Source organism: Arthrobacter sp. efr-133-TYG-118 (assembly GCF_030209755.1).
Taxonomy (GTDB): Bacteria; Actinomycetota; Actinomycetes; order Actinomycetales; family Micrococcaceae; genus Arthrobacter.
In genome coordinates this window covers 25800-47095 of sequence record NZ_JARVRH010000007.1, presented here as the reverse complement: position 1 = coordinate 47095, position 21296 = coordinate 25800, and the positions used below count along the sequence as shown (strand labels likewise).

The 21296-nt window shown below is 62.9% G+C and carries 18 protein-coding genes; 9 read left to right on the top strand and 9 right to left on the bottom strand.

Annotated features, from left to right (window positions below; all coding sequences use genetic code 11):
• Nucleotides 1-4: 4 nt before the first annotated feature.
• From uidA to QRN59_RS06225, 4 genes are all read left to right on the top strand, one after another.
• Entirely contained in the window at nt 5-1885 is a 1881-nt protein-coding gene (uidA, locus tag QRN59_RS06240) for a beta-glucuronidase (protein WP_284981638.1), read from the top strand.
• 113 nt (nt 1886-1998) lie between these two features.
• On the top strand, nt 1999-3348 hold the full coding sequence (locus tag QRN59_RS06235) for an MFS transporter (protein ID WP_284981637.1): 1350 nt from the start codon (nt 1999-2001) through the stop codon (nt 3346-3348).
• Between the two features lie 56 nt (nt 3349-3404).
• The gene (locus QRN59_RS06230) at nt 3405-5840 is read left to right on the top strand and encodes an alpha-L-rhamnosidase (RefSeq protein ID WP_284981636.1); all 2436 of its coding nucleotides are present in this window, start codon (nt 3405-3407) and stop codon (nt 5838-5840) included.
• Nucleotides 5841-6287: 447 nt separating this feature from the next.
• Nucleotides 6288-6686: a RidA family protein gene (locus QRN59_RS06225; RefSeq protein WP_284981635.1), complete on the top strand. Its 399-nt coding sequence runs from the start codon at nt 6288-6290 to the stop codon at nt 6684-6686.
• A 141-nt stretch (nt 6687-6827) separates the two neighbouring features.
• Here the strand turns inward: QRN59_RS06225 and QRN59_RS06220 are convergent, their stop codons facing one another.
• Complete coding sequence (locus QRN59_RS06220; protein WP_284981634.1) at nt 6828-6992, bottom strand: acyl-CoA thioesterase family protein; 165 nt, start codon at nt 6990-6992, stop codon at nt 6828-6830.
• A 175-nt stretch (nt 6993-7167) separates the two neighbouring features.
• Between QRN59_RS06220 and QRN59_RS06215 the strand changes: the two genes are divergently transcribed.
• Together QRN59_RS06215 and QRN59_RS06210 are read left to right on the top strand one after the other, a co-directional pair.
• The gene (locus tag QRN59_RS06215) at nt 7168-7308 is read left to right on the top strand and encodes a hypothetical protein (RefSeq protein WP_284981633.1); all 141 of its coding nucleotides are present in this window, start codon (nt 7168-7170) and stop codon (nt 7306-7308) included.
• Between the two features lie 65 nt (nt 7309-7373).
• Entirely contained in the window at nt 7374-8237 is an 864-nt protein-coding gene (locus tag QRN59_RS06210; protein ID WP_284981632.1) for a PaaX family transcriptional regulator, read from the top strand.
• Nucleotides 8238-8342: 105 nt separating this feature from the next.
• On the opposite strand, the gene QRN59_RS06205 is transcribed toward QRN59_RS06210, so the two are convergent.
• The 6 genes from QRN59_RS06205 to QRN59_RS06180 form a co-directional block, all read right to left on the bottom strand.
• Nucleotides 8343-10019: a thiamine pyrophosphate-binding protein gene (locus tag QRN59_RS06205; protein WP_284981631.1), complete on the bottom strand. Its 1677-nt coding sequence runs from the start codon at nt 10017-10019 to the stop codon at nt 8343-8345.
• Nucleotides 10016-10792 carry a cyclase family protein gene (locus QRN59_RS06200; RefSeq protein ID WP_284981630.1) on the bottom strand — a complete coding sequence of 259 codons (777 nt, stop codon included), beginning with the start codon at nt 10790-10792 and terminating at the stop codon, nt 10016-10018. The genes QRN59_RS06205 and QRN59_RS06200 overlap by 4 nt, the downstream gene beginning before the upstream one ends.
• A gap of 8 nt (nt 10793-10800) precedes the next feature.
• Nucleotides 10801-12390, bottom strand: a complete 1590-nt coding sequence (locus tag QRN59_RS06195; protein ID WP_284981629.1) for a phytoene desaturase family protein — start codon at nt 12388-12390, stop codon at nt 10801-10803.
• A gap of 13 nt (nt 12391-12403) precedes the next feature.
• The gene (locus QRN59_RS06190) at nt 12404-14185 is read right to left on the bottom strand and encodes a flavin reductase (RefSeq protein WP_284981628.1); all 1782 of its coding nucleotides are present in this window, start codon (nt 14183-14185) and stop codon (nt 12404-12406) included.
• A 50-nt stretch (nt 14186-14235) separates the two neighbouring features.
• Entirely contained in the window at nt 14236-15477 is a 1242-nt protein-coding gene (locus QRN59_RS06185; protein ID WP_284981627.1) for a styrene monooxygenase/indole monooxygenase family protein, read from the bottom strand.
• Between the two features lie 195 nt (nt 15478-15672).
• Nucleotides 15673-16467 (bottom strand): SDR family oxidoreductase, encoded by a 795-nt coding sequence (locus QRN59_RS06180; protein WP_284981626.1) that lies wholly within the window; start codon nt 16465-16467, stop codon nt 15673-15675.
• Nucleotides 16468-16767: 300 nt separating this feature from the next.
• Here QRN59_RS06180 and QRN59_RS06175 point away from each other — a divergent pair, with 300 nt between their 5' ends.
• A complete protein-coding gene (locus tag QRN59_RS06175; protein WP_284981625.1) occupies nt 16768-17751 on the top strand; it encodes an AraC family transcriptional regulator in 984 nt (327 codons plus the stop codon).
• Nucleotides 17752-17978: 227 nt separating this feature from the next.
• Here the strand turns inward: QRN59_RS06175 and QRN59_RS06170 are convergent, their stop codons facing one another.
• Nucleotides 17979-18269, bottom strand: coding sequence for an antibiotic biosynthesis monooxygenase family protein (locus QRN59_RS06170; RefSeq protein WP_284981624.1), 291 nt, complete (start codon nt 18267-18269; stop codon nt 17979-17981).
• A gap of 66 nt (nt 18270-18335) precedes the next feature.
• Between QRN59_RS06170 and QRN59_RS24630 the strand changes: the two genes are divergently transcribed.
• The gene (locus QRN59_RS24630; RefSeq protein ID WP_502871035.1) at nt 18336-18545 is read left to right on the top strand and encodes a DUF6994 family protein; all 210 of its coding nucleotides are present in this window, start codon (nt 18336-18338) and stop codon (nt 18543-18545) included.
• On the opposite strand, the gene QRN59_RS06165 is transcribed toward QRN59_RS24630, so the two are convergent.
• Nucleotides 18532-19173 (bottom strand): isochorismatase family protein, encoded by a 642-nt coding sequence (locus QRN59_RS06165; RefSeq protein WP_284981805.1) that lies wholly within the window; start codon nt 19171-19173, stop codon nt 18532-18534. The genes QRN59_RS24630 and QRN59_RS06165 overlap by 14 nt on opposite strands.
• Before the next feature lie 459 nt (nt 19174-19632).
• On the opposite strand from QRN59_RS06165, the gene lpdA reads away from it, so the two are divergent.
• Nucleotides 19633-21036: a dihydrolipoyl dehydrogenase gene (gene lpdA / locus QRN59_RS06160; protein ID WP_284981623.1), complete on the top strand. Its 1404-nt coding sequence runs from the start codon at nt 19633-19635 to the stop codon at nt 21034-21036.
• Nucleotides 21037-21296 lie beyond the last annotated feature (260 nt).

Below are 21296 nucleotides of genomic sequence, written 5' to 3'. Positions count from 1 at the left end.
TTCGATGTTGAAGCCCCTCGCAACTGCCACCCGCGAACTCGTCAACCTGGACGGCCTGTGGCTGTTCGCGCTCGACGACACGCTCGGCCCGGAACCGTGGAAGGCACGGCTCGAAACCCGCTTGGAAGCGGCCGTCCCGGCCAGCTACAACGACCTGTTCGCCGAGCAGAAGATCCGCGACCATGTCGGCCTGGTCTGGTACCAACGCACCGTCCGTGTACCGCGCGGCTGGTCGGATCAGCGCATTGCGCTCCGTTTCGACGCCGCAACCCACGCCGCCGCAGTCTACGTCGACGAAACCCTGGTTGCCGAGCACGTCGGCGGATACACGCCCTTCGAGGCGGACCTGACAGACTTGGTTGCCCCCGGGACGGAATTCCGTCTCACGGTTGCCGTCGACAACCGGCTCACCAACGTCACCATCCCGCCCGGGAAGCTGACCGTCGGCGCCGATGGGCAGGAACGGCAGACGTATTTCCACGACTTCTACAATTACGCCGGCCTTGCCCGCTCCGTCTGGCTCTACAGCACGCCCCGATCCCACCTCACCGATGTAACGGTAACGACGGACGTCGTCGACGGCGGCACCGGGCTGGTGAGCTACCGCCTCGCTACCAGCGACCCGGCTCCCGCAAGTGTGCGGCTCATCGACGAGACAGGAGCCACGGTCGCCACTGGCGAAGGACACTCCGGCACCCTCCGGGTCAATGACGCCGTGCTGTGGAGGCCAAGCGCAGCCTACCTCTACCGCCTGGAGGTCGAGATCCATGACGGGTGGCACGTCGTCGACGCCTACGAACTCCCGGTCGGGATCCGCACCGTCGCCGTCCAGGGCGAGCAGTTCCTCATCAACGGCGAGCCGTTCTACTTCACCGGCTTCGGCAAGCACGAGGACTCCGCAGTCCGGGGCAAAGGACACGACAACGCCTACCTCGTCCACGACTTCCGCCTCCTTGACTGGACGGGAGCGAACTCCTTCCGCACCTCCCACTACCCCTACGCCGAAGAAGTCATCGAGTTCGCAGACCGGCACGGGATCGTCGTCATCGACGAGACCGCCGCCGTCGGACTCAACCTCGCCGTGGAGGCAGGCCTCACGGGGGCGCCTCCGCGCCCCACCTTCTCCCCGGAGACGATCAACGATCAGACACAGGCTGCACACGCCCAGCACCTGCGGGAACTCATCGACCGGGACAAGCACCACCCGAGCGTCGTCATGTGGTGCGTCGCCAACGAGCCCTCCTCCAACGAGGACGGGGCACGGGAGTACTTCGAGCCGCTCATCGAGCTCACCCGCGAGCTCGACCCCACCCGTCCCGTGACGACGACGGCGGTCATCTTCGCGACGTGCGAGAACGACCGCCTCGCGGACCTCGTCGATGTCATCTCGCTCAACCGCTACTACGGCTGGTACGTCGCGACCGGTGACCTTGAGACCGCCGAGCAGCTCCTCGAGGCCGATCTGCGCGGCTGGGCCGCCAAGTACGGCAAGCCCATCATGATGAGCGAATACGGTGCCGACACCATCGTCGGCCTCCACTCCGTCCTCGACACCCCGTGGACGGAGGAATTCCAAGCAGGCTTCCTCGCCATGAACCACCGCGTCTTTGACCGGATCCCGTCATTTGTCGGAGAACACGTCTGGAACTTCGCCGACTTCGGCACCGGCCCCGCGATCCACCGCGTGGACGGCAACAAGAAGGGCGTCTTCACCCGGGACCGCAGGCCCAAGACCGCCGCGTTCGCCCTCCGCCAGCGATGGCAGGGACTCCACGGCCGCAAACCAGGCTCAATCACGGCACTGGACGGGCAGCAGGAGACCGCAGCACCCGGTTTCACCCAGGAACCGGCACTGTCCACGCCCGCAGGCGCCCAGCGCCCCTAGCAGCCGCAACCCACCGTTGGGGGCGGTGGCAACCCTGCCGCCCCACCCCGCCAGTCACCAATCCCCGCCGCACCAAAAAGTCGAGCACATCGCACCCAGACAAAGGAGTCATCATGGTCAAGCCCACCTACGGAGACCTACCACCGAAAGAGGCAGAATCCGCGGTCCTCACGGCCGAAGGTTCCCAGGAAGCGCCCCCGGCCGGAGTCCCCGACGTAGAGGCACCACCGCTGAAGAGGGCAAGCGTCAGCTACCTCGCGCTCATGTCGCTAGCCAATTTCGGGGTCTCGATGGCGTTCATCGTCCCTATGTCGTACTCACTCGCGGTCCGCATCTCCCAGCTCGCCCCGGGCCACGAAGAGGTTCTCGGCTACGTCGCCGGCACGGCACAGTTCATCTCCATCGCCGCCAGCCCGCTGGTCGGAGTCTGGAGCGACCGTTTCCGTTCGCGGTTCGGCCGCCGTTCCCCGTTCATGCTCGGTGGCGCGCTCCTTGGAATCCTTGGACTCATCGGGGTCGCCCTGGCCCCCACCGTCCTTCTCGTGGGCCTCGGCTGGGTCTTCGCGCTCTTTGGCTGGGCAGCGGCTGGACAGGCCATCGTGAACCTGCAGGCCGACCGCATTCCGGAGGAGCAGCGAGGCAAGATTTCCGCACTCAGCGGCCTCTCCGCCCAGATCGCCCCCGTGCTGGGCATCGGCATCGCCTACTCGGTCTCATCCAGCACGTTCCTAGTCTTCGTGGTCCCCGGCATGGTCGGCCTCGCGCTGGTCCTGCTCTTTCCCCTCGTCAAGCGCGAAGGCAGCTCCGTGGGCCTCGTCCACAACAGCACCGTCACCGTCAAGGCCCTCCTGGCCAGCTACACGTTCAGCCCCCGAAAGTACCCGGACTTCGGCTGGAACTGGCTGGGCCGCTTCATCTTCTTCATGGGCCTGTATTTCAACACCACGTTCGGCAGCTTCTTCTATGCCCAGCGCCTGGGGCTTCCCATCAAGGAAGTAGCAGGAACCGTCGCCCTGATCGGTATGCTCGGCATCGTGGCAGCCAGCGCAGGCGCCCTCACCGGCGGCTTCCTCTCGGACCGACTCCGGCGGCGCAAGCTTTTCACCTTCCTCGGCGGCCTGCTCTTCCTCGCCGGCGGCATCACCGAGGCCTACGCCCACTCCTTCATCAGCCTGCTCATCGGGGCACTCATCATGCAGTGCGCGATCGCCCTTTTCAGCGCGGTGGACGGAGCCATCATCTTCGCCGTCCTGCCCGACCGGGCACAGGCCGGACGCTACATGGCCGTCGTCGGATTCGCCCAAAGGATCCCCAGCGCAATAGCACCCCTCCTGGCACCCTTCATCATCGTCCTGGGGGCCGCGGGGGCCGAGAAGAACTACACCGCCCTCTACCTCACCGGTGCCGCCCTGGCCATCCTCGGCAGCTTCATCATCCTCCTGAAGGTCAAGTCCGTGCGCTGACCGGCGCCCAACCAAACACACCAACCAACCAGAAAGTTCACACATCCATGGGCAACATGCTCAAATCCCTGCCCGATCTGGCCCCGACCCCGGCTGTCACAGAGCCCGTCAAATGGACGGCCACCTGGATTTCACCGACAGAGTCCGAGGAAGCCGCCGCCCAGGACGAGCGCGGAGCATACGTCCTCCGCAGGTCATTTGACCTCCCCTCCCGTCCCGCCGCAGCGACGCTCTACGCCACCGCACTTGGCGTCTACGAAGTCTTCCTCAACGGAACCCGGGCGGGAGACATCGAGCTGGCACCCGGTTCGAGCAGCTACGACGAAACCCTGTACGCCCAGCAGTATGACGTCGCGGACCTTCTCACGCCCGGTAGCAACCGGATCGACATCGTCCTCTCCGACGGGTGGTTCCGCGGCAGGAACAGCGGGGCCCAGCGACGGAACGTCTGGGGCAACACCACCGCCGCCCTCGCCCAGCTCGAAATCGACCTCGGCTCCGGCACGTCAATGACCCTGACGACGGACGGCGACTGGACCACGCTGCCCAGCCCGATCGTGCGGGCAGACCTCATGACCGGGCAGACGACGGACTTCCGCATCGACCCGGACCGCGCGGATCCCGCCCCGGTCCGGGTCGGCGTCGTCACGCCACCTATCCCTTCCCAGTCGCCGGCCCCGCCCGTGCGACGCATCGAAGAACGCAAGCCAGCGGCCCTGACCCGGCTCCGGGACGGGGTCTCGATCCTCGACACCGGCCAAAACCTCTCCGGCTGGGTCAGGCTCACCAACTTGGGGCCCGCAGGAACGGAGACGGTGCTCGAATTCGGCGAGCACCTCGACGCCGGCGGTGACCTGACGACCGCCCACCTGGACATGAAAACACCACAAGGCGGGATTCTCGGATTCCACCAGACCGACCGCGTCATCGCCCGGAACAGCCCCGGCATCTTCGAACCAAGGCACACAGTCCACGGCTTCCGTTACGTTCGGATCTCGCACCCCGGCCGCGAGCTTTCCATCGATGACTTCACGGTCATCGTCGTCCATTCGGACCTCGACCGCCGCGGGTGGTTCACCTGCAGCGACCCGGACCTCGAGCGTTTGCACGAAGCCTCGCTCTGGAGTTTCCGCGGCAACATCGTGGACGTCCCGACCGACTGCCCCACCCGCGAACGCTCAGGATGGACCGGCGACTACCAGGTCTTCGCCCCTACCGCCGCCATGCTCTACGACGTCCACGGCTTCTCCCGCAAATGGCTCCAGTCCGTGCGCGACGACCAGTGCGAGGACGGGCTCCCCGCAGCCTTCTCCCCCGATTCCGCTCGGATCAGGCACCATCCCGACAACCCCTCAAGGGTCATGGGCGGATCCGCCGGATGGGGCGATGCCACCGTCCTCGTCCCCCGGGCCATCTACGAAGCGTACGGGGACATGGAGCTTCTGGCTGAAAGCTGGGACTCCATGACCCGATGGGTCGACTACACGCTCCACCTCGCCAAGACGACCCGCCACCCGTCCCGTATAGCCCGCTCGGAAACACCGCTCCCCCACGAGCAGTACATCTGGGATGCCCCCTTCCACTACGGCGAATGGCTCGAACCCAAACGCCGCCGGGCAGACGGGTCCCTCATCGACCCCATGGCCGAGAACCCCTACGCGTACATGAGCGCCGACAGGAGCGAAGTCGGAACCGCGTTCCTGTACCGCACCACCGAGACGCTCAGCCGCATCGCCCAAATCCTCGACCGTCCGGAGGCTGCCGAGCGGTACGGAAGGATCGCAGAACGTGTCAGGTCGGCGTGGCAGACCGAGTTCCTCACTGACGAGGGGCACACCCGCGAGGACACGCAGGGCGCCTACGTCCGGGCCCTGGCCTTCGGTCTCGTCCCCGAACCCCTCAGGCAAGCGGCCACTGAACGCCTGGTCCAGCTCATCCACGACGCCGACGACAGGCTCGGCACCGGATTCCTCTCCAGCGGACTGCTGCTCCCCGTCCTCGCAGAAAACGGCCACACCGACCTCGCCTACCGCCTCCTGCTCCGCCGGGGAACACCGTCCTGGCTCGGCATGCTCGAACGCGGCGCCACCACCGTCTGGGAAGACTGGGAAGGCGTCGACGAGCATGGTATCGCTCACGAATCGCTCAACCACTACAGCAAGGGAGCCGTCATCCGCTTCCTTCACGAATACCTCGTAGGCCTCCGACAAGCCCCCGACTCAGCCTCGTGGGAACGCTTCGACATCGAACCCCGCCCCGGCGGAGGCATCACGTCAGCCGGCCTCCACTTCATCTCCCCCAAGGGCCGCATCGAAGTCGCCTGGGAGATCGCGGACGGGGAGTTCCACGTCGGTTTCACCGTGCCCGAAGGAACCTCAGCAAAGCTCACCCTGCCGGACGGCACAAGCGCCCCGTATACGTCCGGAACGCACTTCGCTTCCTGCCCCGTCCCAATTTTTACCGACGACGTGCGCTCTGCGCGCATGATGTGAACCGCAGCTCTCCCCTCAAAACTCCCGCCCCGTTGCCGCGGGAAAGCCACTAACTGAAAGGATCCACATGGCAATTACCGTCCCCGAGGGTGATCCACCTCACCGCTGATAATGTGTCCGTTCTGCTCACTCAGGCGGCAGGTGCGCTGCTCGTGATTGCGCACTGGGGCCCTAGGATCCACGCGACCGACCAACGTTCGGGTAGGACAACGGCAGAAACGCATTGGCGCCAAGTCCAATGACCGCCGTCGTACCGCCCCCACTGGTGCGGAGTGTGGCAAGTTTCATCCGTCCGATTTCCTTCGGTCCGTGCCAGGTTGCTTGAGATTTTTGATATGTCGAGTTTTTTACGGTCGTCACATATGCTCAAGGTAGCACGACGTAATCGATCCGAACAAGGGTCTTTTTCATCCGCAGGAACCACCACTCACTTTCAGGAGGAGCACCATGAGCAAGAGGACCGCCAACCCCGAAACATTGCCCGCGCCGTCCGGTTACGCCCACGGCATCTTCGCCGGAAACGCGGTTTACCTCGGAGGCCAGCCCGCACTCGATCGCGACATGGAGATCGTCCCCGGCGGCATCGCGGAACAGTTCAGGCAGGCGTTCTCGAACGTCCTGGCCACCCTGGCGGAAGCCGGCGGCCAACCCGAAGATCTGGTCAGCGTCACCATCTACCTGACCGATGTGGACGACTACATTGCCAACGGCAAGAAAATCGGGCGGATCTGGCGCGAAATGGCAGGCGCGGAGTATCCGGCAATGGCAGGAATCGGCGTCACCCGCCTGTGGCAGAAGGAAGCCATGATCGAGATCCAGGGAATCGCCGTCATCCAGGATCGATAAAGGCCGCCTGAGGAATTCCGACGGCGGGGACTCCCCACCCTCGGGACCGGAACCTCCTGTGACGCAGGCCCGTTCGGATTGAGCCTCTGGGATCGCCGGAGGTTCTTTTGCGCCGCAATCCGCCCTGCTTGCGCGGGCCCGCTACTCCGCCTGCTGAGAGGCAACAGCATCCACGACGGCGGCAGGCCAGGGTTGCGCTTTGTCGGACCCCGGCGGGACATGGGCGACCGTCACGGCCCCCAGGGCGGCCAGGCCGCCGGACAGCTCGCCGTGCGGATGACCCCAAACCTCAAAGGCATAGGTCATGGAAGCCCCACCCAGCTTGGAAATTCCCACCGTTGCGGTGATGCGCTGCCCGAACCACAACGATGTATAGAGAAGTATTTACGAACGTCACCATATCGTCATACACTTGGTTCATGCCGCATGTATCGCGGACACAAGAGTGTTCCGTTCTACTTGCACTTCCAAGGAGGCGAAGATGTCTGGTTCACGCTTTGAAGAAGACAAGGAAAATGCCCACGAACTTTCCGTGAAGGCCTTGCTTGAGGAAGAGTTCAGGGCCGTGTTTGGTGGCACCACACCTGTTGCAACTGCCTGGGCCGGCCTGACGTTCATCTGACACCGGGTCATGCCGATGTAGCCTATGACTGTCACTGAAACCCGAACCAATAGAGGTAGTACTGAATGGCCAACGCCGATGCAGTCCCCGACGTTGCCCCGATGCCACGCCATCAACACTTGATCGTTACCGTGTATGGCCTCTACGCCCGCAACCAGGACGGGATATTCGCTGTTGCCGACCTCATACAGCTTCTAGGTGACCTGGGAGTGGAGTCTGCAGGCGTACGGTCTTCCGTGTCGCGGTTGAAGAAACGCGGCGTGCTCGTCAGCTTGAAGCGCGGAGGCTCCGCTGCCTACAAGCTTTCACCCGAACTTGAGGACGTCTTCACGGCAGGCGACGAACGCATTTTCTCTCCGCGCCGCGCCAAGAAGGACGACGCCTGGCTCCTGGCATCGTTCTCCGTCCCCGAAGCCCAGAGGCACCTACGTCACAAGCTGAGGACCATCCTGACCCGTATCGGGTGTGGTCAGGTATCCCCGGGCCTGTGGATCGCACCCGGCAATTTGGCACACGAGGTGGAACAGCAACTTCGACGCGCCGGACTCATGGACTATGTCGACCTGTTCAAGGCAACCCACCTGACGGAAAGACACATCCACGAGAAAGTGGGGCAATGGTGGGACCTGCCCTCGCTTGAAGCCCTCTACACCGACTTCATGGAGCAACACGAGCCTGTCCTCCAGCGTTGGCTGCAGCACGAACAAGAGGATTCCGAGTCTCCCGAGCTGCTGAAGCAGGCCTTCGCCGACTATGTCCCCATGGTCACCCAATGGCGTCGGCTGCCCTACATGGACCCCGGACTTCCCCAAGAGTACCTACCCGATAACTGGCACGGCCTCGCCGCCCAGGAACTCTTCACGAAACTGCACGAACTCCTTGGCCCCAAGGCCCAGCGCTACGCGTTGTCCGTCGTCGGCGCAAATTAGTCCGGACAGCACAGCCGTCCGAAGGGGCCGGGCCCGTTTTTGCCGGACCCGGCCCCTTCGCTGAATGAACACCCCTTCGTTGAGGGCACGGCCTGCGGGTTCCAGTCAGTGGCCTTGGAACGCCTCCGCCAGCCACCAGGATCCACCATCCGAGGCAATCTTTGCATCGATCACGAGTGGACGTTCCTGCTTTCCGTTGCGGTACAAAGCAACCCAGTCACGCACCGGCTGGAGGTCATCCACCGTGCGGACCGTCACGCCGTCGGCGCCGTATCCCTTGGCGATGGCTGCGACGTCGGTATCCGGGAAGCACACGGTGCCCAGCTCTGCGTCCTCGTGCTGTTCGGCGAAGTGGTGGACCTCGGCGCCGTAGGCGGCGTCGTTGTAGATGATGCAGACGAGGGGCAGTTTGAGGCGCACGGCCGTTTCCAGTTCCGTGATGCCCATCAGGAACCCGCCATCGCCCGCGCCGAGGACAGGCAGACGATCCGGGCGAGCGACGGCTGCACCAATGGCCGTGTACAGGCCCAGGCCGATTGCCTGGAAGGCCTGGGTGAAGCAGAAGCCGAACTCGTCCGGCACCTCCAGATATTGACTCGGGTATCCCATGAAGTTGCCCGAGTCGACGGCGACGATCCTGTCAGCCGGGAGGATCGAATCGAGTTCCCGGCTGATCACCCGCGGATCGATGGACGTTGCCGTGGACAGGTCAGGTGTTTCGACGTCCCGCCACCGTGAGCCGTGCTTGATGGTCAACGCGTTCTGCTCGCTTCGGTACTTTTCCGCGGAGGCCGGCTGGATCCTGCGCAAGGCCGCCACAGCATCCTCCGCCACGAGGGCAGAATCGCCCAGCACACCGAGGGTGATCGGCCGGTTGGCGCCCAAGGCGGCGTCCTCGACGTCGATCTGGATCACTTTGGTGCCGGCGGAAATCAGCCTTCCGTGCCGCATGGTCCACATGTTCAGGGCGCAGCCCCAAGCGACGATCAGGTCCGCGCCACTGATGAGCTCCGCAGTAACCGGGGACGAAAAGCCACCGGAAATGCCCAGGTTGTGTGAATCGCCGTTGAACAGCCCGCTTGCGACGGCGGAAGTTGCCACGAGCGCCCCCGCATGCCGGGCCAGTGCCAGGATGGAGTCCCTGGCGCCCCTCCCGCCGCGTCCCGCGACGAAAACCGGACGGCGGGCCGCGGCAATCAGGCCCACAAGTTCTTCCACGGCAGCGGCATCAGGCCTGATCCGGGATGGTTCCCGAATCCCAACATCGCCAACCAGATCCGGCGCCGTTGCGTTTTGCACGTCAAGGGGCAGGTTGAGGACAACGGTGCGACGTTCATTGACGGCGGTCCGGAAGGCCCTCACCGTGTCTGCGATTGCGGTGTCGGCCGTATGGATCCGTTCGGGCACAGCTCCGACGCTTCGGGCAAGCGCGTCCTGGTCAATCTTGAAGTTCGACCGGATCGCGGCGGCCTGGGTGTCGGCGGTGAGCACGATGAGGGGCGTGCGGCTCTTCGCTGCTTCTCCGATTCCCGTGATCGCGTTGCTCAGACCACAACCCTGGTGGGTTGTCACCACGCCCACTTTCCCCGACATCCTGGAGTACGCATCAGCCATGGTGGCCGCCCCTCCCTCGTGCCTGGCCGCCGTATAGGGAACCCCTTCCTTGATGAGCGCATCGGTGACCTCAAAGTTGCCGCTGCCAACCACGCCGAAGACATGTCCGACCCCCAAGCTGGCGAGGGTCCTCCCTACCAGCGCGGACACTTGAACCTTCCCGCTCATGAAGCCTCCACCAGTGCGTAGACACGGCTCGGGCTGCCGGTTCCGCCGACGATCGGCAACGGCGCGACCACCAGGGTCGCGCCGACCACCGGGAGACGGTCAAGCTGCCGGAGCGATGTCACTCCGTATTTGTCCGCGCCGAGGAGGAAGGAGTGGACCGGGAACATGGGGTCCATGGTTGCCGCCTGGCCGGCGTCGATGCCGACGGTTTCCACGCCGAACCCGCTGATTCTGTCGTTGCCGGCAATCCACTTGGCGCCTGCAACAGAGACACCGGGAGTATGTGGGCCGCTTTCGTCAGCATTGACGAAGTCCGACGCATTTCCTCCGCGGGCGGACCAGCCGGTCCTGAAGATCACCCAACAGTTCTCTGGCAGTTGCCCATGCTCTTCTTGCCACTGTTCAAGGTGCTCCGGTTCGAGCAGGAAATCAGGGTCCTGCGCTACCTCGGCCCTCTTGTCGATGACGACGGCGGGGCCCACCAGGCGCCGGGGCTCAATCCGGTCCACTGACTTTCCCTCGCGGCCCGTGATCCAGTGGACAGGTGCATCCAGGTGCGTGCCGGCGTGCTCGCCCACGGTGACGTCGTTCCAGGCCCATGCGGGTCCGGCGTCGTCGAAATTGCTCACCGACGAGAGTGTAAGACCCACGGTGTTGGCGAGCGGCTGTGGCAGGCTCAGTACGGGGGTGTCACCGCTGAGGGGAGTCGTGAGGTCGATGACTTCTATGGAGCCATCGGACAGGGCCGCCGTGAGCCCGCTGAGGACAGACATTTGTTCTCCTATGGTTTGGTTGATTTGTTCAGTCTTTGGGCTACGAGGTGACCCGAGCCGCCGGAAAGCCCCGGACCGGGGTGGGTGGAAGCGCCTATATGCCACAACCCCCTGATTGGGGTCATGTGTCCCGCTGCCTCAGGGAAGGGACGCCACAGCAGATTCTGGAAGAGCTCAGCAGATCCCCCGTAGGGGTCGCCTTTGACGGCGTTGGGGTTCTCCGAGGCCAGGTCAGTGGGTGCCAGGATGTCCCATGCCAGGACCGAGTCGCGCGTACCAGGCGCGAACTGTTCAATTCTGGACAGGACACGTTCCATGTACTGTTCTTTCAGCTCTGCGGACCAGCCGTTGTCCGTGGCAAGCACCCCTGCGGCATCCCCTTTGGGCGCGAAGGGCACTTCCTGCAGTTGCAACCAGAGCGTCGCCTTGCCTCGGGGGGCCCTTGACGGGTCGAGTACGCACTGCTGCCCGACCACCACGGTCGGTTCCGCCGGCAGCAGACCCGCTTCGGCCTGGGCGCACGCTATGCCCGTACTGTCTGAGCCGTTGCTCACGTGCACGAGGGGAACCGTGTTCAGCCTGGCGTCCAGCCATTCCACGGGCTTGTCCAGAGCGAGGTGGATCTGCATTGCGCCGCGGCCGTTCTGGTACCGTACGGCGGCTTTGGCTGCGCCGTCCGGTGCTTGGCTGAGCAGCCGGGTGTATAGGGCTTGCGGAGAGACGTTGGCAAGGACCGCCCTCGTGTCGATGGGGCCGTTGGACGTCTTCAGGCCTACAACCTTGCCGGCTTCCACGAGGACTTCGTCCACATCTGTATCCAACAGAATTCGTACGCCTTTTTCACGCAGCAGGGACTCAAAGGCGGCAACAAAGTGCGAGGCACCACCTTTGACCACGGGAAGGCCGTGGGTGTGCATGCTCATTGCCATGACGGGCAACATGACGCCACCAGTGGCCTGGTCTGGGCCAAGGCCGGCGTGGAGAAGCCACGGGGACCAGAGCTGGTCTGTTTCCCACCCGTCAAACCGGCTCCTGAGGTAGTTGCGTCCGCTCATCACGGAGTCCCGCACGAACGCTTCTGTGCCCTTGAACCGTCCTCGATTCAAGGCGCCGAAGGCGATTTTCAGGACCTGCTTGAAGGATCGAAGTTCAGCCCCGAATGCACCGAAAATGGTGCCGGCATTACGGCCGAGGTCTTCCAGCATCGTGAGGTAAGCGCGTTCATCCTCCGGGGTATGGAGCCCCGCCGCAGTGACACTCGGGTCGCGGTGGGCTATGACAACCCGCTGTGCACCGGTCCGGGGATCGGCAGCCACGCTGGCTGTTACGGCGCCGTCGGTGTTGCAGTATTCCAGCCCCCTGGCATGCAGTTCCCGTCCCAAGGACTGATAGGCGCCTCCCGAGACGAACAAGGGATGCCACGAGGAGAAGGTGTCGTGGACAAAACCTGGCAGCGTCCGTTCCGAGGAGTGGATGAAGCCGCCGAGCCTGTCCTGCCGTTCGATCAGGCACACCTGCTTTCCCGCGAGGGCGAGCTCCGCTGCGGCCACCAGGGAATTGATCCCTGAACCGATGATCGCTATTTCGCTGGAGGTCATGCGGTGCCTCCTCTCAGAAGTCCGGATGGCTGGCGGTGGCGTGGTACTTCCCGCCGTGGAACACCAAGGGCGCCCCGCCCGGGTTTTCGTATTCCTCCACCTCACCCACGTAGATCACATGGTCGCCGGCGTCGTGCCGGGATACGGTCCTGCACTGGAACGTGGCCACCGCCCCATCCAACAGGGGAACTCCAGCAATTCCTTCCGATGTCTCGGCTCCCTCGAATTTGTCGATAGAGGGAGTGGCGAATTGCCGCGACAGCACGTGTTGGTCGCTCGCAAGAATATTGATCGCGAAATGGGTGGATTCCTCAAAGTCGCTGAGGCTTGGAGCCCGCTTGCTGGGGCACCACAGCACCAGAGGGGGTTCCATGGAGACGGAGGTGAAGGAATTGGCGGTCATACCCACCTTTCGTCCGTCCGGCGCAAGGGTGGTGACCACCGTGACGCCGGTGGCAAACTGTCCAAGCGCCCCCCTGAAGTCCCTGAGGTCAAAGGCGGCCAAGTCTTCCGATTTCTTGGACTGCACGAAATCCGCCGCAGCAGCGGGGTCAAACCACCATGGATAGAAGGTTCGGGGATCATCGAATCCGGCCGCAAAGCTTGAGGCCAAAGCGGGGTGCGCCGAAGCATCGCCCAACGCCGCCTTCTGGTGTTCCCTGCGTGGCTTGAGCATGTCATTCGTCCAGGTGACCGCCCATTGACCCCAGCCGCGCCAGAATTCGTCGAAGGTCCGTTCCATCCATTTCCGGTCGAAGGGCTCCTGCCCCCTGCGAATAATGGAGTCCAGATAATACTGGGAAGCCAGGGTGGCATTGTTTGAGCCCTGGCCCGTGAGTGGGTCGTTGAGCAGCACGGCATCTCCGAGGCCGAAAACCAGTCCGCCGTTGCCCAACTCCCCCACTGCGGAACGCACGGTAGGGGTGATGCGCCCCAGGAGAGTCGCACCTTCGTCCGTGAGGACGGCATCCGCAAAGTTTTTTGCTTCATGCGGGAAGTGTTCCTCCAGGATTTCCAGCGAACGCTGCAGCTGCTCATCCGGAGTGCGGACGTCGGTCCAGCGGTCCATGGGACCGCCCACGACTCCCTCGAAGACCATCATTTGGCAGGGTCCGGAGACGGTCAGTCCGGGAAAAGTGAAGAATTCCCCGACGTCGGGGACCATGGACATGCGGATGCTGTCTCCGCGCTGCCCGGGCAGCTCCCCGGCGCCGGGCTCTTCCGCCCCGGGCTGCTCCCGGCCCGGGTTGCCAACGCTGACATAGTTGAGTGCGAGGACCCGCTGCGGACGGTCGAAGGGTGACTTGGCCTTGTCCCGGGGAAAGATCTGGCCGATCTCGCCCTTTCCGGTGCTGACGATGACCAGTTCGTAGTCGCGTGTGAGTTCCTCGAGCATGCGCGGCGTGACTTTCTCGATTCGGAAGTCCCCGCCGGCGGCTACAAACGCCTCGATCCAGGCGGCACTCTTGATCCGTTGGTCGATCGACCGCGCCGGAGCGTCCAGAGGCGCTTCCCAGTCAATCGGATCCGCCGAGCCTTCGAGGTCGACCCGCACTCGGATGGCATTGATCGCGGGCACGGCTCCGCTGTCATAGAGTCCGCTTAGCGCCGGGCCCAGCTGGGCCTCCGCGGCGAGGGCCGTAGCAAACATGCACTGACTGGACATGACTTTGCCCGTCCGGATTTGGGTGGCTGAGCGATCCGAGAAGAGCGTAATCGCGTACCCCTCCCGTTGCAGGCCCAGGGCCAGCTGGGCACCGGATTCACCGGCACCGATAATTGCAATCTTTCGCATTTCCAGACTTCCTTCACACGACGTTGTTCAGCAAATTTCCAGAGGAGCGGCTAGGAGACCCTGGCGGCGTCGACGCTCGCCAAGTAAGCGGCCGCCTTGTCCGGGGACATGAACCACTCCTGGAAGTCCGGCGGATTGTTGAATCCGTTCACGAACCGGTTGGCGATTTCCGCTGACTGGTTCGCTGCCCCAAGGAGCTCCAGGACATGCGGCGGGGGTGGAGCCAGGAGGGCATTTGTCCATTGAGCTACGTGCTTCGCGTAGTTCCAGTAGCTTTCGAAGGTGGCCTGCATAAAGGCACCGTCGAAGACGCCGTCACCGTGTTCCTTGATGCTCTTCAGGTAAGAAGCTGCGCATTTGCTCGCATTGTTGGATCCTTGGCCGGTGATTGGATCGTTGAGGACCACGACGTCGGCCAGGCCCAGCACCTGCCTGCCGCTGGGCAACGTAGCGATGGGGTGGCGGACCGTCGGCGGGAACCGTCCCTGCAGGAAACCGTTCGAATCGGTCAGTTCGACGCCGGAAGCACGGTCTGCTTCCCACGGCAGGAAGGCTTTGAGGATGTTCTTGGAGGTTTCCAGGTGCTCCTGCGGCGTGAGGCCTTTCCAGCAGTCCATCGGGCCGCCTGGAATGCCCTCGAAGACCATGATTTCGCAGGGGCCCGTAGTTGTCAGCGCGGGGAAGGCGAAGTATTCCCCGACCCCGGGGATGAGGTTGAAGGAAACGGCAGAATATTCCTCCCGGGGCGTCATGCCGTTCACGTACGTCAGCGCAAGCGCTCGCTGCGGTGCGTCGTAGGTGCTTCGCTCGGCGTCCCGGGTGAAGAGCTGCGCTATTTCGCCCTTACCCGCAGCGACAATAACGAGATCGGATTCCCGTGCGTACCTTTCGAGTTCCTCCACTCCCGCATCCTCAAATATCAGTTCGCCGCCTCGTTGAACAAAGGCTTCCATGAATCGCGGGAACTTCACTCGCTGGTCAATTGATTTGGCAGGGTTGTCCAGCCGGGAGGCCCAGCCAATGGCCTTTTCTCCCGGAGTTTCAGGATGAGGGATGGTGAACGAGATCCCGTCGACAGTCGGAGCGTCCGGCCAGAAATCGAGTTCGAGGCTGCGTTCATGTTCCAAGGCATCGTGGAAGATGCACTGGCTTGAGGAGACCTTGCCATCGCGGATTTCCTCGGGAGTTCGGTTGGAAACCATCGTTACGGCGAACCCGCCATCCAGCAGCCCGATTCCTAATTGCAGCCCCGACTGCCCTGCTCCAACGATGGTGATATGGCGTTGTGTCATGTTGTTGCCCCTTTGTCCTTAGATTTTCTCGGCATGTCTGAATGAATTGGGTCCCGCCGCCGCGAACACGGTATCGGAATCTAGCCCCACTGGGAGCGGAAAACTAGTTGATGGCCGGCCTTGGCGCCGGTTTGGGCAGGTTTGTTCCCAGCCTTGGCGCGGTTCGTGAACCACCTTGACGTTCTTCACTTGCACTCACCTCTCTTCAGCTGCGAGCAGGGGTATGGTTTCCTCGGCCCGTTCCGGGCCCAACGCCGAGTACCCGCCGTCGACCGCCCAGTCGGCACCGGTGACAAAACTTGCCCGATCACCTGCGAGGAAGGCGACGACCTCGCCGATCTCCTCAGGACGGCCAACCCTCTTCAGCACATGAAACGGCGCGGCGACAGCATCCGTCTTGCCGATGTTTCCGTTGCTGAGGGTATCCATGATGTTGCTCCAGACCCACCCCGGACTCACCGAGTTGACCCTGATGCCGTCCTCGGCGAAATCAACCGCCATGCTTCTGGTCAGTTGAACAAGGGCCGCCTTGCTGGCGGGGTAAAGCCATCTCCCCGTCTGGGCAACGGAACTGGAAATCGAAGTGAAGTTAATAATGGCTCCGTGCCGGGTGGCCTTCAGATGGGGCCGTGCGGCCTTTGCGGCCATCACAGCGCTGACCAGGTTGACGTTCAGTGCCTCAAGCCAGTCGCTCCGGCCGGATTCCGCACCGTCGTCCTTATAAGTGCAGGCCAGGTTCACGAGGATGTCGACGCTGCCGTGCCGTGCGACAGTTTCATCCATGAGGCGGGACAGCGCCGCATCGTCGGTGATGTCGGTCTGCGAAAAGTGGATGCCGCTCCCCAGGGCATCGAGTTGGGCGCCTCCTGCGGCGTCAATATCTGCCACGACGACGGCGGCGCCCGCGTCGCGTAGGGCGGCAGCTACGCCTTGGCCGATCTTTGTCGCGCCTCCGGTTACGATCGCGGTCCTGCCTGAGAGTCCGGACATCGCCAAACCTTTCATGGGTAATCAGTGGGATGGTTCATTGCTTGGGTGGGACGGTCGCCTACTTCGCGGATGGCCTTGGGATTGGCCGTGGGTGGGTCCGTTCCCACTCCACGCGCCGCTCGTGCACGAGCTTGACGTTCTTCACTTCCGCTCACCTCGCTAAGGTGGATTCGTTGTTGCTTTTATATGACCTGCGTCATACTTGTCCTAGAAGTGACTCTATTCACACCCTGAAAACCGGTATATCCACTTGGCGCAGGGCACATCCGAAAAGCGAAACCCTGGGAAAGTCGGGTGCCAGTGGTCAGGATTCTTCCGCGCGACGTCTTGAGGGGCCTCCCCACGGTCGCCACGACCGACGTCGATGACGCACACGAAAAGATCGCTACATTGTTCTGCGGCCACGACCTGGTTCCTCGGACGCGTGGAACGTCCGTGGACATGAAGCTGCGCTCCCTGCACAGAGGCGACGTCGGAATCGAGTACTTGGACTACGGTGCGGACGTCCGGATCGACCCCCAAGGCCTGGAGAGCTTCCATCTGATCCAGATTCCACTGGCGGGGCACGCCCGCATGGACGTGGGCTCAAACACCGTGGATTCCAGCCCCAGAGTTGCGACAGTTCCACCCGTCGATCGCCCCTTTTCAATGGCCTGGGATCAAGGAACCCCACATTTGATCGTCTACGTGCGTCGCTTGGCACTCGCTTCCGTAGCCGAGCAGGTCTATGGCGAGGGCGCTGCGAAAGCCCTGGACCTTGGGTATTCGATGAACCTCGCTACGGCTGCCGGGCGAGCCTTCCTGAGATCCGTCGTCGAACTTCACGATGACATGATCAGCGAGACCCCAGGCGTCGCTCCAGTTTTTGTCCAGAAGCTTCTGGTGGACACCATGCTGTCCCGACTGCTCTTGGCAATGGATGACACGCCTGCGGTAAGCGGGGACCGCGACCGAGATGCCGAGAGCAGACTGGTTCGGCGCTTCAGGGAGCTTTTGGAACGTCACGCAGCGGAGGAACTCGCCATGCCTGACATAGCGGAGAACCTCGGGGTTTCGGTCCGCACCCTTCAACTTGCCCTACGCTCCGAGACCGGGGCAACGCCGTCGGAACTGTTGCGGAGGGTACGGCTGGACCGCGCCCGGGAAATGCTTCTCGAGGCGGAGCCCGGCGAGCAAACCATCATTTCGATAGCGGAACGCTGCGGTTTCTCCCATCAGGGACGCTTCTCGGCTTTGTATCTGGACACCTTTGGGGAACGGCCCTCGGAAAGTCTGCGGCGGTAGCGGAGACCTTCACGGGACCGATGAACAGGCACGGCTCCCGCCAGCACGAGCTCCACACCCGGCCTCGGTGGCTTACTACTTCACGAACGAACACAACACGGCATCCATCAGGATGCAGGAGACTCCCAGCGTCCGGCCGGTCGCCCGATTCTCGCAGATTCGAGGAGTGACAGCGGACGACGGTCGGTCTGAGCTCATTCTCTTCGACGCGTCCCGGAAAGGATCGGCTATGGCACCGTTGTGAAGTGCTCAACGACCGGGAAAGGGTCGTAGAAATGGTGCAGCAGCTCCCTCCACCGCTCATAGTCTGCGGACCCACGGAAGCCGTTAGTATGGGCTTCGACCGAATCCCACTCAACGAGGAGAAGGTACAGGTTTGGGGTCTCGATCGAGCGTGAAATCGAAAGACTGCGGAAACCCGTCTGCTGGCTGATCAGAGGTCGTGCCATCCGGAATGCCTCTTCGAACTCGGACTCGCTGCCGGGACGGACGGGGAGGATCGCGTGCTCCAGAATCATTCGCTCAGTTTCTCACGGTCGTCCGGTTGAGCATCCCTCGCGGGGGCGCCCGCCGAGGCCAGCCCGCTGAGCCACACCTTGGCGCTGTACGCCGACTTCTTCGACTTGTTTGGCGACTTCCGGGGCTACGCCGACTTATTTCTGCTACAGGACCTGGTCACATACGAATACGGCAGCAATCCGGTTCTTCCCGCCATCCGCCGACTTCACGGCTCCTGCGGTACCGACAACGAAGACAAATGCGCCCTATTTCAACGGTCTCCTAGCCCAGCTTGAGGAAGATACCTGCTTCAGTGAGTTCGTCGACGAACGCCTGGACCGTGTCGGTTCGATTCCAGTCGCGTTGCAGCTCGCAGGCCAGTTGGGCAATGCTGACCGGCTGGGCGCCAGCCCGTGTGACACGCGTGATCGCTGTTTCGTGGGCAATGACCGGAGTGCCGCCGACCGCGTCGACGACTGGAAAGACCTCAAAGCCCTCGCGGAGCGCATCGAGGGTGGGGAAGGTGAGGCATGCTTCGGTCCAAAGCGCGGCTATGACCAGCTTCTTTCGCGCGGTCGCGCTGACTGCCGCTCGAAATGCCACATCCTCCCACGCGTTGATTGATGTTCCGTCCAACGAGGGCACGCCGGTCAGTAGCTCGGCGAGGGCTGGGATCGTACCCTTGTTTCGACCAGTGGCCACGTTGACCGTCGATAAGACGATCGGAATATCGAATGTGCGAGCGAGCTTTACCGTCGTCGCGATGTTTCGGATGAGTTGCGCTCTGTCGATCGAGTTGATCGACTGCACTTGTGTTGGCTGGTAGTCGATGAGGAGGAGGGCGGAGTTTTCCGGGGTGAGAAGACCGTCGGTGAGTGGATCTCGGCGAGGCTCGCTAGTCCCGGGGGAGCGCCATTCGTTCAGGAGATGTTGGTGAAGGAATGTCGCGGCGTAGTTGTATACGTCATCCGGAGCCGGGCACCGCGCGGGCTCGCCACTAAAATGCTGGACGAATCAGCGAATGGTCTGTGAAGGAGGACGACGGATGGCTTTGGCATGGACTCTCCCGCAGGCTCGGCCGACGTGGTGCTGGTTCCAAGCCTCTACCCTGGGTTCACTATCGTCAACGTCCCGCACCATGAAGCGCAGCCGTATTTGTCACCCGGAGAATCTTGCACCAAACCGTCAGGTCCGAAGGATGCGACTATCCTGCCGCAGCAGGCGTTTGCTGGCAGAACGGGCTATCGGCGGGCATGTCCCGGTCCTCGTGTCTACGGGGCAGGGAGGCGAATTTCACGGGTGCGCGGGCCATATCGCAACTATGCTGAATCTGCCGTCATCGGTGGGTTACCCCGTGCCCGAACCCAAGGAGAGTTGGTTGTCATGAGTGAACACTTCGACGTCGTGATCCTCGGGGCTGGCCCCGGCGGCTATGTCGCGGCGATTCGTGCCGCGCAGCTTGGCCTGCGGGTGGCGGTGGTCGAGAAGAAGTACTGGGGCGGTGTGTGCCTTAATGTCGGTTGCATCCCATCGAAGGCCCTGCTGCGCAACGCAGAGCTTGCACATATATTCAATACTCAGGGGGAAATGTTCGGGATCACGGGCGACGTGTCCTTTGACTTTGGCGCCGCCTTTGACCGAAGCCGCCAGGTTGCCGACGGACGGGTCCGGGGCGTGCATTTCCTGATGAAGAAGAACGGGATCACCGAATACGACGGCTCCGGAACCTTCAAGGACAGCCACAGGATGGACGTGGACCTGAACGCCGGGGGAACCCAGACCCTCACCTTCGACCACGCCATCATCGCCACCGGATCGACCGTGCGAATGCTGCCCGGGGTCGTGTCAAGCGCGAATGTCTTGACTTATGAGGAGCAGATTCTGGACCGGGAGCTGCCCCGATCCATCGTGATAGTCGGCGCCGGGGCCATTGGCATGGAGTTCGCCTACGTCCTGCGCAACTATGGGGTCGACGTAACGATCATCGAGTTCTTGGACCGAGCGCTCCCAACCGAGGACGCTGATGTTTCCAAGGAAATCTTCAAGCAGTACAAGAAGCTGGGGATCCCGATCCTCACCTCGACGAAGGTGGAAACGGTGCTGGATGAGGGGTCATCAGTCGTTGTCACTTACACCGGCGCCGACGGTGCGGCCGGAAGCCTCCGGACAGACAGGGTGCTGGTCTCGATCGGGTTTGCCGCGAATGTCAGCGGCTTCGGACTGGAAAGCACGGGGGTGGCGCTAACAACCGACCGAAGAGCGATCGCCATTGACGACTACATGCGGACCAATGTTCCACACATCTACGCGATCGGTGATGTGACGGCCAAGCTTCAGCTCGCCCATGTCGCCGAGGCGCAGGGCGTTGTGGCTGCCGAAACCATCGCCGGAGCAGAGACCATGCCCTTGGGCGACTACCGCATGATGCCGCGCGCCACATTCTGCCAGCCGCAGGTCGCCAGCTTCGGCCTTACCGAACAACAGGCCCGCGACGAAGGCCATGACATCAAGGTCAGCACGTTCCCGTTCACGGCCAACGGCAAAGCGCACGGCTTGGGAGGGCCCACGGGCTTCGTCAAGCTGATCGCCGAAACGCAGCACGGTGAACTTCTGGGCGGCCATCTCATAGGGCCGGATGTCTCCGAACTGCTGCCCGAGCTCACGTTGGCCCAGAAATGGGACCTGACCGCCACTGAGCTGGCACGGAACGTCCACACTCATCCGACCCTGAGCGAGGCCCTGCAGGAATCTTTCCACGGGCTCACCGGACACATGATTAATCTTTGACAGTCGCCGCCGTCCCTGCCCAACCTTCCCCGCGGATTGCTCGAAGCGGTGAATATCCTCCCAATTTGGATAGCCTGGCATGTTAGTTCGTATCGGGAGCGGAGCTGAACCTCCCGGGTACGACTCCGACAAAGTAGCAGCATCAACCGTCAACAATCACAATTGACGGCATTTTACTGACCACAAGGATATTGAATGCGTAGAGTCGAGCCGAGCGGAACTGATCTGACGGTACGGCAGGCCGACGTGGCAACCGAGGC

What these genes read in the sequence shown, in the direction of transcription:
- uidA (WP_284981638.1), top strand. Translation starts at nt 5, where the DNA reads ATGTTGAAGCCCCTCGCAACTGCCACCCGCGAACTCGTCAACCTGGAC.
- QRN59_RS06235 (WP_284981637.1), top strand. Translation starts at nt 1,999, where the DNA reads ATGGTCAAGCCCACCTACGGAGACCTACCACCGAAAGAGGCAGAATCC.
- QRN59_RS06230 (WP_284981636.1), top strand. Translation starts at nt 3,405, where the DNA reads ATGCTCAAATCCCTGCCCGATCTGGCCCCGACCCCGGCTGTCACAGAG.
- QRN59_RS06225 (WP_284981635.1), top strand. Translation starts at nt 6,288, where the DNA reads ATGAGCAAGAGGACCGCCAACCCCGAAACATTGCCCGCGCCGTCCGGT.
- QRN59_RS06220 (WP_284981634.1), bottom strand. Translation starts at nt 6,992, where the DNA reads ATGACCTATGCCTTTGAGGTTTGGGGTCATCCGCACGGCGAGCTGTCC.
- QRN59_RS06215 (WP_284981633.1), top strand. Translation starts at nt 7,168, where the DNA reads ATGTCTGGTTCACGCTTTGAAGAAGACAAGGAAAATGCCCACGAACTT.
- QRN59_RS06210 (WP_284981632.1), top strand. Translation starts at nt 7,374, where the DNA reads ATGGCCAACGCCGATGCAGTCCCCGACGTTGCCCCGATGCCACGCCAT.
- QRN59_RS06205 (WP_284981631.1), bottom strand. Translation starts at nt 10,019, where the DNA reads ATGAGCGGGAAGGTTCAAGTGTCCGCGCTGGTAGGGAGGACCCTCGCC.
- QRN59_RS06200 (WP_284981630.1), bottom strand. Translation starts at nt 10,792, where the DNA reads ATGTCTGTCCTCAGCGGGCTCACGGCGGCCCTGTCCGATGGCTCCATA.
- QRN59_RS06195 (WP_284981629.1), bottom strand. Translation starts at nt 12,390, where the DNA reads ATGACCTCCAGCGAAATAGCGATCATCGGTTCAGGGATCAATTCCCTG.
- QRN59_RS06190 (WP_284981628.1), bottom strand. Translation starts at nt 14,185, where the DNA reads ATGCGAAAGATTGCAATTATCGGTGCCGGTGAATCCGGTGCCCAGCTG.
- QRN59_RS06185 (WP_284981627.1), bottom strand. Translation starts at nt 15,477, where the DNA reads ATGACACAACGCCATATCACCATCGTTGGAGCAGGGCAGTCGGGGCTG.
- QRN59_RS06180 (WP_284981626.1), bottom strand. Translation starts at nt 16,467, where the DNA reads ATGTCCGGACTCTCAGGCAGGACCGCGATCGTAACCGGAGGCGCGACA.
- QRN59_RS06170 (WP_284981624.1), bottom strand. Translation starts at nt 18,269, where the DNA reads ATGATTCTGGAGCACGCGATCCTCCCCGTCCGTCCCGGCAGCGAGTCC.
- lpdA (WP_284981623.1), top strand. Translation starts at nt 19,633, where the DNA reads ATGAGTGAACACTTCGACGTCGTGATCCTCGGGGCTGGCCCCGGCGGC.